Below are 13,840 nucleotides of genomic sequence, written 5' to 3'. Positions count from 1 at the left end.
CAATAATTCTGCCGGGGCACCCAAAAGCGCGGGGATGCAAGGGGCGCGCGCTTACGCGCCCCTTGCGCGGTGGCGGCAGCGGAGCCGCAGAAGGAATGCAGGCGTTTGCCAACGCAACCAACCTCAATCCAAAAGCAAAAGGCCACCGCACATGAGCAACCGAAATAAGCCATCTCATAAACAACCGAAACAAACCACTTAACCCCAGTGGCGGCAGCAGGGCCGCCTTAGCCCTGCCGCGAAAACACCGCTATCACCGCATCGAGGTGCGCTTTCATCGCCCGCCGCGCCCCCGCGGCATCCCCCGCCTCGATGGCGTCAAGGATCGCCCGGTGCTCCTGCTCGGAGCGGTGCGGCATATCCTCCGGCGTGTAATTACGCTGCAACACCCGGAACATGCTGCCGTAACGGTGGCCGAGCAAGTGGCCGATGATAAAGGCGTAAGCCGGGTTGCCGCTGGCCTGGGCAATGCGGATGTGGAACAGCCGGTCGCCGGGGTGGGTTTCCGAGCCGGCGCGGTTATCCTCGCAGTTGCGCAGGTAAGCGGCGCGGATGGCGGCGCGCTCGTCTGCACTGGCGTAACGCGCAGCCAGCGCGGCGGTTTCCGGCTCGATTAGGCGGCGGGTCTGTAACAACGAAAAAGGCGGCAGCTCGCTGTTCAGGTCGAGGTCGATCCCCAGCTCCTCGTCCAGCTCGCCCCACTGGCCGCGCCCGGCCTGCGCCATCACCGGCTCCGGTGAGGCCGCCACCGGCGGGTGGCGCACGATCACGCCGTTGCCGACCTTCACATCCACCAGCCCCACCACTTCCAGCGCAATCAGCGCCTCCCGCACCGAGGCGCGGCTCACCTGCATTTGCGCCGCCAGATCGCGCTCCGACGGCAACCGGCTGCCGGGCGGAAATTCCCCCTTCTCAATCAGCCCGCGCAACTGATCGGCTATCTGCCGGTAAAGCCGCGGGTTTTCCAGTCTGGTAATCGGCATGGTGGCCCGTCTCCCTGTGGTCGGTTAAGCGATTCAGCCACCAATTCCCGGTTGTCGCCCTTGAGGAATTGTTATCGGCGTGTAAAAACTGAATCCGCGTTGATGATGTTTTGTGCAGCCGGTGCCCATCTTAGCAAACCACGCCGCCGGGTAAGCAATAACATTTCCAACCAAATTGGCCTGACCTTCAGGCTCTTTTTAGCCGGTCAGTGGCCTGACCATTAGACCTGAAAGCGAGGCACCCATGACCCAGTTTACCGCCCTGCGCGTTGAAGATATCCGCTTTCCCACCTCGCAGGCGCTGGATGGCTCCGACGCCATGAACCCGGACCCGGACTACTCCGCCGCCTATGTGATTCTGGAAACCGATGACCCGACGCTGAGCGGCCACGGCCTGACGTTTACCATCGGCCGCGGCAATGAGATCTGCTGTGCCGCCATCCGGGCGCTGGAGCACCAGATCGTCGGGCAGTCTCTGGAGGCGATCACGGCGGACATGGGCGCGTTCTGGCGGCGTTTCACCAGTGACAGCCAGTTGCGCTGGATCGGGCCGGACAAGGGCGCGATCCATCTGGCGACCGGCGCGGTGATCAACGCCGTGTGGGATGCGTGGGCGAAATCCTGCGGCAAGCCGCTGTGGCAACTGGTGGCGGATATGTCACCGGAGGAGCTGGTGCGCTGCATCGATTTCCGTTACCTCACCGACTGCATCACGCCGGAGCAGGCGCTGCGGCTGCTGACCGAGCGCGCCGAAGGGCAGGCGCAACGGCGCGAAAAATTGCTGGCGGAAGGTTACCCCTGTTACACCACCTCGGCGGGCTGGCTCGGCTACCCGGATGAGAAGCTGCGCCGCCTCTGCCAACAGGCGGTGGACGCCGGCTTCTCCTTCCTCAAACTCAAGGTCGGGCGCGACCTGGAGGATGACATCCGCCGGGTGCGCATCGCCCGTGAGGTGATTGGCCCCGACCGACAGTTGATGATTGACGCCAACCAGGTGTGGGAAGTGGATGAGGCGATCGACTGGGTCAACAAGCTGGCGTTCGCCCGGCCATGGTTTATTGAGGAACCCACCAGCCCGGATGACATCGAAGGCCACCGCAAAATCCGTGAGGCGGTCGCGCCGGTGAAAGTGGCGACCGGCGAGATGTGCCAGAACCGCATTATGTTCAAACAGTTCATCATGCGCGGCGCGATCGACGTGGTGCAGATTGATGCCTGCCGGATGGGCGGCGTGAATGAGGTGCTGGCGGTGATGCTGATGGCCGCCCGCTATAACCTGCCGGTCTGCCCCCATGCCGGGGGCGTCGGGCTGTGCGAGTACGTGCAGCACCTGTCGATGATCGACTACCTCTGCATCGCCGGGACGCACGAAGGGCGGGTGATTGAGTATGTGGATCACCTGCATGAGCATTTCGTCACGCCGTGCGAGATCCGTGGCGCGGCCTATATGCCGCCGCACGCACCGGGCTTCTCGATTGAGATGCACGCCGCGTCCCTCGACCAGTACCGCTTCCGGGGGTAACGATGCGCATCGATGCCCACCAGCATTTCTGGCGCTACCAGCCGCAGGCGTACGGCTGGATCAGTGACCAGATGGCCGTGCTGCAACGCGATTTCCTGCCCGGCGATCTGTTGCCGCTGCTGCAACAGCAGCGGATCGACGGCTGCATCGCGGTGCAGGCGCGCCAGAGCCTCGACGAGACACAAAGCCTGCTGGCGATGGCCGACGCCAACCCGTTTATCCGGGGCGTGGTGGGCTGGCTGCCGCTCACCTCACCGGCGCTGGCCGACGTGCTGGCCCCGTTGCAGGATCGCCCGGCGCTGCACGGGGTGCGGCACCTGGTGCAGGATGAACCCGATCCGGCCGCGTGGCTGCAACAGCCGGCGCTGGCGGGCGGGATGGAGCTGATTCAGTCACGCGGCTATGTCTATGAGCTGCTGGTGACGCATCGCCACCTGGCGGACGCCACAACCTTTGCGGCGCGTTATGACGATCATTGGCTGGTGCTGGACCACCTCGGCAAACCGGACATCGCCCGTGGCGCGGCGCACTGGGCGCGGCAGATTGCGCCGCTGGCCGCGCTGCCGCATGTCGCCTGTAAGCTCTCCGGGTTGGTGACCGAAGCCCCCGGTTTCCGCTGGACGCCCGCGCTGCTGCGGCCGTTTATCGACGCGGCGCTGGAGGCGTTCGGCCCGGATCGGCTGCTGGCCGGGTCAGACTGGCCGGTCTGTTTGCTGGCCGGTGAGTATGCGCAGGTCACCGAACTTTGTGAGCACGCGCTCACCGCCCTCAGCGACGCCGAGCGCGCCGCCATCCTTGGCGGCAATGCCTGCCGCCTCTACGGCTTACAGGAGCCAGACTATGCACCTCAACCTCACTGATAAGGTCGTCATCGTCACCGGCGGCGGCTCCGGCATCGGCGCGGCGATCTCCACCACGCTGGCTGATGAAGGGGCGATCCCGGTGATCGTCACCAATACGCCGCCGGAGCCGGGCTTTCTGGCCCAGCTTCAGCAACAACAACCGGCAACGACGGTGATCCTCGCCGATCTCTGCCAGGAAGCGGAGTGCCGCCGCGCGGTGGCGGAGACGCTGGCCCGTTTTGGCCACCTTGACGGGCTGGTTAATAACGCCGGGGTGAATGATGGCGTCAGCCTGGAGGCGGGGCGCGAGGCGTTTGTGGCCTCGCTGGAGAAGAACCTCGTCCACTACTACCTGATGGCGCACTTCTGCCTGGATGCCCTGCGCGCCAGCCGCGGCAGCATCGTCAATATCAGCTCCAAAACCGCGCTGACCGGGCAGGGCAACACCAGCGGCTACACCGCCGCCAAAGGGGGCGTGCTGTCCCTGACGCGGGAGTGGGCGGTGTCGCTGCTGGAGGACGGCATCCGTGTGAACGCAGTGATCCCCGCCGAGGTGATGACGCCGCAGTATGAGCGGTGGATCGACACTTTCGACCAGCCGCAGCGCAAACGGGACAGCATTACCGCCCGCATTCCGCTCGGCAAACGCATGACCACGCCGCAGGAGATCGCCGACACCGTGGTGTTCGCGCTCTCGCCGCGCTCGTCGCACACCACCGGCCAGTGGCTCTCGGTGGATGGCGGCTACACCCACCTCGACCGGGCAATCACATGAGGATCTGTCAGGCGCTCGATCTGGTCGACTCCCCGGCGCTGATTGCCGAGTATCAGGCGCACCACCAGCGCATCTGGCCGGAGGTGGCGGCGCATCTGCGGCAGCACGGCATCCTCGACATGGAGATTTACCGCCTCGGCACGCGGCTGTTTATGGTGATGGAGGTGAGTGACGCCTTCGACCCGGCCACGTTTGCTGAGGCAAGCAACGCCAACCCGCACATTCAGCGCTGGGAGGCGCTGATGTGGCAGTACCAGCTTCCCACCCCGTGGACGCCACCGGGTGATAAATGGGTGACGATGGACCGCCTGTTTTCCCTTGCGGATCAACCCGCAGCGCAGTAACCCGGCGCGCCGGACGCGCCAATGATGCGTTATCCAACCTGGATCAAGGAGTTAACATGCTAGTCAATAAAAGTGCGTCACTGTCGGCCAATACCGGCCAACTGGCCACCAGCGGGCGCTGGGCGCTGATGCTGGTCACCAGCTTGTTCTTTATGTGGGGGTTGTCGTATGGGCTGCTGGATGTGTTGAACAAACACTTTCAGGAGACGTTGCACGTCACCAAGGCGCAGTCCGGCCTGTTGCAGGCGGCCTATTTCGGTGCCTATTTCCTGGTGGCGCTGCCCGCCGGGCTGTTTATGGACCGCAAAGGCTATAAAGCGGGGATTCTGGTCGGGCTGTGCCTGTATGCCGTGGGCGCGCTGCTGTTTGTGCCTGCTGCGTCTGCCAACAGTTTTGCACTGTTCCTGCTGGCGCTGTTTGTGATCGCCAGCGGGCTGGGCTGCCTGGAGACGGCGGCGAACCCGTACGCCACGGTGCTGGGTGACCCGGCCGGGGCGGAGCGGCGGCTGAACCTGGCGCAGTCGTTTAACGGGTTGGGGCAGTTTATCGGCCCGATGATCGGCGGCACGCTGTTTTTCTCCGCCACCCAGGCGCAGGGCAGCGGGCAGGAGTCGGTGAAGATTACCTATGTGGCGATTGCCGGGCTGGTGTTGGTGATCGCCTTCCTGTTCAGCCGCACCCGGCTGCCGGACATCCGTGAGAGCGGCGACGCACCGGGGGAAGCACCGCGCGGCCTGTGGCAGCACCGGCACTTCGTCGGCGGCGTGGTGGCGCAGTTCTTCTACGTGGCGGCGCAGGTTGGCGTAGGGGCGTTCTTTATCAACTACGCCACCGAGCACTGGCATAACGTCTCGAACCAGAGCGCCTCGTATCTGCTGTCGGTGGCGATGATCAGCTTTATGGTCGGGCGGTTCTTCAGCACCTGGCTGATGGGGCGCGTGGCGGCCACCACGTTGCTGATGCTGTATGCGCTGGTGAATATCGTGCTGTGCGGACTGGTGGTGCTGAGTATTGAGAACGTGTCAGTGATTGCGCTGGTGGCGGTGTTCTTCTTTATGTCGATTATGTTCCCGACCATTTTCGCTTTGGGCGTGAAGAATATGGGCGTCCACACCAAGCGTGCCAGTTCGTTTATGATCATGGCGATTGTCGGCGGCGCGATTATGCCGTACTTCATGGGCGCACTGGCGGACCATTACCACACGGCGATCTCCTACCTGTTGCCGATGGCCTGTTTCGCGGTGGTATTTGTCTACGGGCTGAGCCAGCGCCGGGCGCAGAAGGCGGGGCATTAACCGGTAAGACCTGCTGTCAGCTCAGCGATACCCGTTGTCAGCTGCTGCCGGAGCGGCGATACCCGGGCGTTGTTGGGCATTGTTGGGCGCTGTGAGATGTATCGCGACAGGTTGGGAGACTGACGGGGCGACCAGTGGGCGAGGCGTCCCTCCGGGAACCTCGTCCACTGTTTCCCCTGTTATTGGGCGTTGTGCGTTGCTGTGAGAGATGTCGCGACAGGGCTGAAGCCTCTCGGGGAGTTATAGTCGCTGTGGTGTATGTTGCGATAAGGCCGGGGACTGGCGGGGCGACCAGCAGGCGAGGCGTCCCTCCGGAAACCCGGTCTGCTATTTCCCCTAATAATGGGCGTTGTGGGTAGCTGTAAAAGGTATCGCGACAGGGCTGAAGTTGCACGGGGCGTTATGGGCGCTGTGAATGACGTTGCGATAAGTTCTGAGACTGACGGGGCGACCAGCGGGCGAGGCGTCCCTCCGGGAACCTCGTCCGCTGTTTCCCCTGTTAATGGGCGTTGTGAGTTGCTGTCAGAAGCGTTTGTGACTGTCAGTCATGACTGTTGTTATTCACCAGCGCCGTGACCAGATCGTTTACCCCGTCACTCATATTGGTGAAGCGCGTCAGTTCGGTGCGCGTCACCACCACGAACACGCCGATATTCTTCTTCGGCACCATCGCCATATAGGTAATGAACCCGCCACCGCCACCGGTTTTCTGGATGATGGTCGGGCGGCCGTTTTTCGCGGCCATCGTCACCCAGCCCAGCCCGAGCGCATCCGCCTGGCCCGGCACGTCCATACCTTTCAATGAGACCAGCTCACTGCGGCGGAAGTACATGGTCTGGTCACGCGTGGCGACCACAGACGGCGCACGGCCGTTGAAGGCTAAGAACTGCTGCATCCAGCGTTGCATATCTTCCGGCGTGGAGTAGACGCCGCCACTGCCCGCCGCCGCAATGGTGCTGCGGCAGGCGCTGCTGCCTTTGCCGACCATCAGCCGGGCGCATTGTGCCGCCGTAGGAGTGAAAGTGGTGTTGACCATGCCGAGCGGGCCGGTGACTTTCTCACGCAGCAGCGTAGGGTAGGGCTTACCGGTGGCGTTGGAGAGCGCATCGGCCAGCAGGTCATACCCCAGGTTTGAGTAAGCGGCATGGACGCCCGGCGGTACGGTAACCTTGGCGGAGCGCAGGTATTGCCAGCGGTTGGCCTCAGTCGGCCAGGTGAACACCGTGCGCCCGGCTTTGCCGCCCGGCTGCTCACGCGGCAGGCCGCTGGTGTGGGTGGCGAGGTTCAGCAGGGTAATCGGCTGGCGCGCATTATAGGCGGGCACCCGGGCGCCGGGTGGTGCATATTTTTTCAGCGGATCCACCAGCCGGACTTTACCTTCGGCGGCCAGTTTCACCATCACTTCGCCGGTCATCAGCTTGGTCAGCGAGGCGATGCGGATCATCGTGTCCGGCCGCGGGCGCAGGTCGTTACCCGGCTGGGTTTCCCCATAACTGCGGAACACCTGCTGGTTGTTATCAATCACCACCAGCGCCATGCCCATCGCACCGCTGTTATAGAAAATGTGCTCTGCAAAGGTATCGACGACCTGTGAGGTCAGCTGCGCCTGGGCAAAGCCGCGCATTGGCAGCGTCGCCGCGACCAGCCCGAGCAATAAAGAGGGGAGTAATTTAGCCAATCTGGTTTCCATGAGAGGCAAGAGACAAGTGGCGAATATCATAATGGCAACCGCCGCATCTGGCAGGCAGAAAATGCGGCCGATACTAAAAAAAGTGTGAACAATCCTCACGCCCGCGCTGCGCACGCCTGGTAGGGCAGGGCGATGAAGCGCTGATTTTTTCGTCACTTAAGCGCAGACAAAAGGGATAACAGTTGCATGGCGATCCTGGGCAGGTATAATGCACCCGTTTTCCGCATACTACTTCAGTGCCGAAGTGGCGAAATCGGTAGACGCAGTTGATTCAAAATCAACCGCCGCAAGGCGTGCCGGTTCGATTCCGGCCTTCGGCACCATCGAGTATGTAAATAGACGTCTAAGGACGTCTTTTTTTATGTCTGAAATCCAGGAAACACAAGGTCTCCCTGAGTTACTACAGAAAATAGATGACTACATTGGCAGACTATTCACCCGTTGAGCAACAGAACTCACCCTGCTTATCTTCATTCGCTTAAATAAGCTGCGTTTTGCACGTTAGTCAGAGATTGATTTCGAAAAATCAATGTGGATGATCCCGCCAGAACGAGAGCCTATTCCCGGTGTAAAACATGCCTACCTAGGCTCAAAATGCGCAAACCGCATTTAGTACCGCTTTTAAAGCAAGCACTGGCGAGCCTGAAGCAGACAAAACAGTTTTGCGGGAAGCACGAGCTGATTTTTATTGGCGATCATGATCCGCGTAAGCCAATGAGTGAAAACACCGTAAACGGAGCGCTGCGAGTAATAGGCTATGACACTAAGGCTGTGAGGTTTGTGGTCATAGCTTCCGCACTATGGCTTATAGTTCATTGATTGAGTCAAGTCTATAGTCGAAAATCAGATCGCTCAGACCTGAGCCAATAAATTTAGAGGCATTACTTCTGTCCTAAAAATTATTATGTAAAGGCAGTATATGCCCTCCTCTGGACCTTCTTATCGTAAAACCATTGTTAATATATTTTAGGTTAAAACGTGCTTGATATTAAGTAAAAGCAGGTAATTCTCCGTTATCAAGATAATCAAGGAGATTGGTATTGTTTAGAATCCCTCTATAGAAAATAGCTTCCCATCTGTTTGGTGACTGACTTTCATGTTGACGTTTGAACCGGCGTATTATTCTTGATGCTCTGTCAGGTTCAGCATCTTGACGTTCTAATGACATCGTGCGTAGTAATGCCATATATTCATTTCGACAGAATTCATCAAATCGCTCTAAAAAATTAACACCATTGATGTGTCGCTTTAATAATTCATTAAGCTCGTTATTATCCCCATTCTCAAGAATTGTTAGTTCGAATGTTGGCGTAGCAAAGGGCTCTTCTATATCAATGCTTAAGTTAACTTGTTCAATAGGGTCAAAATACGGATGTATGTAAATCTTGTCTCTATTCTCATCAAAATAATCCGAGCTTTTATTCTGCTGACATTCATTACACATTGGTGTTAAGTTAGCAATAATTACAGCTAATTCAGGATACATAGTTTTGGGCAAGTAATGGTCTAATGTTGTCGGCTTTCCCGGTTCCCCACAACATGGGCAAAATAATAGGTTATGCCCCCGCCTTAAATCTTCAAGAATATCGTAAGGTGTTTTCCCCTCATCAGGAGAGTATAAATTAATAAGGGCTTGTTTTCTTTTCTCTCTTAATCTCTCTTTGGGTGATATATGTCTATTAGCATCAGTTGTTTTTTCTTCTTCTTTTTTTAATGATTCTTCTGAGAAATATAGTGACAGGTCGATAGGTGCAATAAAACGTGGATCACCATGACGTTCCAGATAGTTTTCTACATGTAATAACCAATCATTAGTTAAGCTATTATAGAAATCTTTATACCACTTTCGTTCTGAAATGATAGTTCTAAGCACCGTAATAGAATTGTATTCAGGTAAAGACAATCTAGCGACCATGATTTTTTCTCGCCAAGCTCATTATTTTCATGATCATTTCTTCGTTAATCTCTTCTTTCAAAAGTTCAATTAATTTTTCAGGATCTTTGATATTTTGTAGCTGCATCTTAAGCCATTCATCAAAAGGCTTAGAGATCGATTTATCGCCGAAAACATAAGAAGAAATTCTCTGAACATTACCGCCAAATGTTTCAAATGGTGGAGGAACTATTTCAAGTTCGTCATCCTTATAGCGGAATATATGTACACATTTTGACGGCACTTCACGTGTAATAGATAGGGAATGAGTAGCTAGAATAGCTTTAGAGCGAAACGGTTTAAGCAATTTTTTTAGTAGACCAATGAATTCTATTTCAAGGTTAGGGTGTAAAAATAATTCAGGTTCATCAATCACAATTAAGCTATTTTCTTTTATTGCACCGACAACATTAATTGCTATGTATACAAATAATCGTTGGCCAGAACTAAGATGTACAATCTTTCCATCTTTAACAAAGATTACACCATCATTTAGCAGTATAGAATCCCTTATTAAATCTAGATGTTCAGCCCATTTTACAATATTTACGGCAGGGAGATATTTTTCATTATCAATTATGACTATATCTGTCCCGAGATAGGATGAGTTATCTTCTGGAGATAATCTTAGAACACAATAATCATAGCTAATGGCAGATTTTAGTGCAGAATCGACTGAGTTGAGTTTATTTATTCTATTTTCAATGAATTTGTATTTATTATCATCAGATATCATTTCAAGTAATGACTCACTTGAATTTAAAGCTGGTAAGTTTCGACTGATACCAATTGTCCCATTATCTCTCATTTGCCTGAAGCCAAAATATTGATATGCTTTTTTATCTTGTAAGTTGTCTTTTTCTAGATCTAAGCTGAATTCTTCAAAAGGGCTATAAGAAACAAGAACAAGCTTACTTATGTTAGGTCGTTCATCAAATGGAGTATGTTTATTCTTTTCAAGTATGCGCTGTTCCCCCATTCCTATTTGTAACCAATATTCGACAAGTGATTTTAGACAATGAGATTTACCAATTCCATTCGGCCCAATGATAACGTTAATATCATAAGGCAATAAAGTAGATTCAAATTTAAATGGTATCTTATTTACTCCGCCATCTTTTGTTAAAATATTTAACTGAAAGTTTCTTATTTCCGCATGAATATTCTGGAATATCAGGTAACCGTCTAGATAGGCTTTATTTGCTCCACTTTCTCGGAGTAATGACGTTTTAAAGGCATCTTGTTCTATGAGTCTATTAGATATTTCATTATGGTAAACATTTTTGTTAAAACCTGCATCGTTCAGATCATTCAGAAGATTGATCGTTAATTCCTCACCTATTTTAGATATGAGTATTTGATAAAAATCAATATCAGATGGAAGAGCTATATAGTTGGAATTAGGAATGGGGAATATTCCATCCCATCCATCTTTACATAATTCATCTAGTTTTATTGCCGTATTATCGACATTTTCAATTAATAATTTAATTGAAAAATCAAATGAAATAGATTGATTGTTAATGTATATTTTCGCGTTTAAAGTAGTTTTATATCCATAATCATCCCAATTATTACTACTCAGAGATAAAACATCACTAAATTCTGGTTTTGCTGGTGGAACTTCTCTCCAGAATAGATTAGGTGTGTAAACAATCTTCATCGCTAAAATACCTTTTGAGATAATGAAGTAAATGACTCATTAGCTAATTCATGGCTTTTAATTAACTTTGTTCTCAAATCCATTATTTTCCTGAAAGCTTTGCAAAAATCTTTTTGTACATTGATCTCCGGGAAAATAATCTCGGTTTCTTCAAATTTGCTTTTAGATATATTTAGCATCGATCCACTTGTTCCGGTCGCTTGTTTAGTTAATAACTCGCGGACTTTTTCATTTTGTATTAAGATCAGAAAAAACTCTGGTAACAATAGCTCATGATTTAGCTGGATCGACCATAATTTATCAGGAAGGAAAAGGTTATCATAATCCTGATGGACCATACATATTGCAGCAACTAACTCTCTAGTGTTTGCACGGCTAAATAGCAAATCTCCCTTCTTAGGGAGTATAAGTTTTTTCGAAGCAGGAATGGTTTCACAGTCTACTACTTTATTTTCTTCCGGCTTGAATACTCCAGAAGTCACCGAACTAATTTTCAAAACGCCAAATTCATCCGATTCACAGGGAATGTTTTCTCCAGTGGCACTCCAACCTGAAGTAATGATTAGCACACCTTTTTTTATTTTATTTTTTTTCCATCCTTTAGGGTTTCCTACAGGATCACCAAACATCTCCAAAAACGTAACACGCAAAAAATCATCAGCCAGTTTGATAGCTTGCTCGCGTTTTTGGCGTATACCATCGGCTTTATCAAGAATAGCTGCAATTCGTTTTTGTTCTAATAACGGAGGGAGAGGAATCTCTACCTTAGTTAAACCCTGGCCAGTAATTTGTGGTTGTGCTGAGCCAGAAATCACATCGTCAAATCCCCGCTTTAGAAAAAAATAGTACAAATACTTGATGTCAACTTTACTTCGGTCTATATCGTCCAATGCCATGGCATTCCCATTAATATATGCCATGGGCTCAGAAATGTGCACATTACCGCAAGTCGCTCCACGGCAAGTAATCATCAACGTTGGGAATTCATGCGTGAATTTAGAATAAAACCCTATTTTCCCATTTGCACCATAAACTGGGTAACCTGATTCAAGTAAACTACTGGCAGCTATAGTTTTCCACTGTTTTGGTCTACAAATATCATGAAGTTTCACCATCGGCCAACTCACAGCATCCCCTCCAGCTCATCCAGATCCGCCTGAATCTCTTTCTCTAGGTCCTTCAATTGCTTCAGTATCACCTTCGGATCTTCATACTCCTCCGCCTGATACACCACTTCTTTATAACGGTTAATGGAGAGGTCGTATTTCTGCGCAGCAATATCACCTTTCGGTACTACAAACGCCGCCTGGGTACGATCTTTAAAATCAATGCCAGCCTCTATCCCTTTCGGATATTGTTGCTTCAGCAACGAGGAAAATTTCTCGCCCATAAAGTTATCAACCGGCAATCCGCGCAGGGTACGGTAATGCTTCCAGCTTGCCAGCAGATGTGGCAGATCGTTGTCTTTTACCGGGTTGCGCTTGTCATCCAGGCTGTAGCCGTCATTGTGCAGGTCGTAGAACCATACCTCATCCGTCTGACCACCTTTAGTGAAGATCAGGATTGCTGTCGCCACGCCCGCATAAGGCTTGAATACGCCAGAAGGTAAATTAATCACCGCTTCCAGTTGGTTATCTTCCACCAGTGTTTTACGGAGCGATTGATGCGCTTTGCTAGAACCAAACAGCACGCCCTGCGGAACGATGGTTGCGCTGCGTCCACCCACTTTCAACATTTGCAGAATCCGCGCCAAGAAGAGCAGCTCGGTTTTCTTGGTTTTCACCATCGCCGACAGCGTTGAGTCGATGTCTTCCTCATCCAGTGAACCGGTAAACGGCGGGTTTGCCAGAATCAGATTGAAGCCGTTTTTGCTGGCTTGTGGAAAGTTGGTGCTGAAGCTCTGGCTCATGGTGTCCTGATAGTGAATATCCGGTGCTTCCACACCGTGCATAATCAGGTTCATGGCGGCGATACGCAGCATCGTGGTATCAAAGTCGTAACCGTGGAACATGTTGTTATCCACATGGTTACGCCATGGCGTCAGCAGATCTCCAGTAAAGATTTTTTGCTCTTCCAGTTCCCCGCGTTCGTTGGTGCCAATCTCAGTATGAATCGACTCCAGCGAACTGTACTTCTCCAGCAGATATTCATAGCTGGTTGCCAGAAAACCACCGGTGCCACAGGCCGGATCGCAAATCGTCTCACCGCGCGCCGGATTCGGTTCCATCATTTCGACTATCGCGCGGATAATGTGGCGCGGCGTGCGGAATTGACCATTGATCCCTGCGGTAGTCAGCTTGCTTAACAGGTATTCGTAGAGATCGCCTTTGGTATCGCCACGATCAAGTGGCAGATTCTTGATCACCTCCACGGCTTTAGTCAGCAATGACGGCTTAACGATCTCCAGACGAGCATCTTTCATAAAGTTGCCCAACAGCGTCACCTTCGACGCATCAGCCTGGCCGAGTTGGCGGAAATGCTGAAAGACGCCATCGCGCACTACTTCCATCATTTCATCCGAGCCAAGATTGCTGTAGTAGCTGAAACGGAACTCGTGCTGTTCTGGGGCAAAGCGCGGTTTAAAATCAATACCCGCGATTTGTTTACGCTTCTCGTCCCGTTGTTCCTGGGTATCCAGCATACGGGAGTACATTAGGTAGGTGATCTGTTCGATTACGGTCAGCGGGTTAGTAATGCCGCCTACCCAGAAATCTTCCCATAGTCCGTCGATTTTACTTTTTAATTCACCGGTAATCATTGTTAACGTCTATACCCTGTTATAAATACAAAAGC

Annotated in this window: 11 protein-coding genes, 1 tRNA gene and 1 pseudogene; 7 read left to right on the top strand and 6 right to left on the bottom strand. The window is 52.8% G+C overall.

Going from position 1 to position 13,840, the window contains the following annotated elements:
• Positions 1–227: 227 nt before the first annotated feature.
• A complete protein-coding gene (locus CYR52_RS20060) occupies positions 228–983 on the bottom strand; it encodes a FadR/GntR family transcriptional regulator (protein ID WP_101829294.1) in 756 nt (251 codons plus the stop codon).
• A 244-nt stretch (positions 984–1,227) separates the two neighbouring features.
• On the opposite strand from CYR52_RS20060, the gene CYR52_RS20055 reads away from it, so the two are divergent.
• The 5 genes from CYR52_RS20055 to CYR52_RS20035 are packed head-to-tail and all read left to right on the top strand — an operon-like array spanning position 1,228 to position 5,761.
• Entirely contained in the window at positions 1,228–2,505 is a 1,278-nt protein-coding gene (locus CYR52_RS20055) for an L-fuconate dehydratase (protein WP_072931834.1), read from the top strand.
• A 2-nt stretch (positions 2,506–2,507) separates the two neighbouring features.
• Positions 2,508–3,365, top strand: coding sequence for an amidohydrolase family protein (locus CYR52_RS20050; RefSeq protein WP_101829293.1), 858 nt, complete (start codon positions 2,508–2,510; stop codon positions 3,363–3,365).
• Positions 3,346–4,122, top strand: a complete 777-nt coding sequence (locus tag CYR52_RS20045; RefSeq protein WP_101829292.1) for an L-fucose dehydrogenase — start codon at positions 3,346–3,348, stop codon at positions 4,120–4,122. Before CYR52_RS20050 ends, CYR52_RS20045 begins: the two co-directional genes overlap by 20 nt.
• Complete coding sequence (locus tag CYR52_RS20040; protein ID WP_101829291.1) at positions 4,119–4,466, top strand: L-rhamnose mutarotase; 348 nt, start codon at positions 4,119–4,121, stop codon at positions 4,464–4,466. Before CYR52_RS20045 ends, CYR52_RS20040 begins: the two co-directional genes overlap by 4 nt.
• Before the next feature lie 56 nt (positions 4,467–4,522).
• Positions 4,523–5,761, top strand: coding sequence for a sugar MFS transporter (locus CYR52_RS20035; RefSeq protein ID WP_072931842.1), 1,239 nt, complete (start codon positions 4,523–4,525; stop codon positions 5,759–5,761).
• Positions 5,762–6,302: 541 nt separating this feature from the next.
• Here the strand turns inward: CYR52_RS20035 and ampH are convergent.
• Complete coding sequence (gene ampH / locus CYR52_RS20030; RefSeq protein WP_101829290.1) at positions 6,303–7,451, bottom strand: D-alanyl-D-alanine-carboxypeptidase/endopeptidase AmpH; 1,149 nt, start codon at positions 7,449–7,451, stop codon at positions 6,303–6,305.
• Between the two features lie 238 nt (positions 7,452–7,689).
• Here ampH and CYR52_RS20025 point away from each other — a divergent pair.
• Both CYR52_RS20025 and CYR52_RS22955 read left to right on the top strand, forming a co-directional pair.
• Positions 7,690–7,774 (top strand) — tRNA-Leu (locus tag CYR52_RS20025).
• A 62-nt stretch (positions 7,775–7,836) separates the two neighbouring features.
• Positions 7,837–8,284: pseudogene (locus CYR52_RS22955) on the top strand (tyrosine-type recombinase/integrase); the annotation flags it as partial.
• A 155-nt stretch (positions 8,285–8,439) separates the two neighbouring features.
• Here CYR52_RS22955 and CYR52_RS20020 read toward each other — a convergent pair.
• Genes CYR52_RS20020 through CYR52_RS20005 form a run of 4 tightly spaced genes read right to left on the bottom strand, consistent with a single transcriptional unit; the run spans position 8,440 to position 13,805 of the window.
• Positions 8,440–9,366 carry an HNH endonuclease gene (locus CYR52_RS20020; RefSeq protein WP_101829289.1) on the bottom strand — a complete coding sequence of 309 codons (927 nt, stop codon included), beginning with the start codon at positions 9,364–9,366 and terminating at the stop codon, positions 8,440–8,442.
• Positions 9,356–11,047 (bottom strand): AAA family ATPase, encoded by a 1,692-nt coding sequence (locus CYR52_RS20015; RefSeq protein ID WP_101829288.1) that lies wholly within the window; start codon positions 11,045–11,047, stop codon positions 9,356–9,358. Before CYR52_RS20015 ends, CYR52_RS20020 begins: the two co-directional genes overlap by 11 nt.
• A 2-nt stretch (positions 11,048–11,049) precedes the next feature.
• The gene (locus tag CYR52_RS20010) at positions 11,050–12,174 is read right to left on the bottom strand and encodes a restriction endonuclease subunit S (RefSeq protein WP_241522435.1); all 1,125 of its coding nucleotides are present in this window, start codon (positions 12,172–12,174) and stop codon (positions 11,050–11,052) included.
• Entirely contained in the window at positions 12,171–13,805 is a 1,635-nt protein-coding gene (locus tag CYR52_RS20005; protein ID WP_101829286.1) for a type I restriction-modification system subunit M, read from the bottom strand. Before CYR52_RS20005 ends, CYR52_RS20010 begins: the two co-directional genes overlap by 4 nt.
• Between the last annotated feature and the right edge of the window lie 35 nt (positions 13,806–13,840).

The sequence above is a fragment of the Chimaeribacter arupi genome, assembly GCF_002858805.1.
Taxonomy (GTDB): Bacteria; Pseudomonadota; Gammaproteobacteria; order Enterobacterales; family Enterobacteriaceae; genus Chimaeribacter; species Chimaeribacter arupi.
Note: the sequence above shows the minus strand (reverse complement) of the source record. Positions and strands in the feature narration are given on the sequence as shown.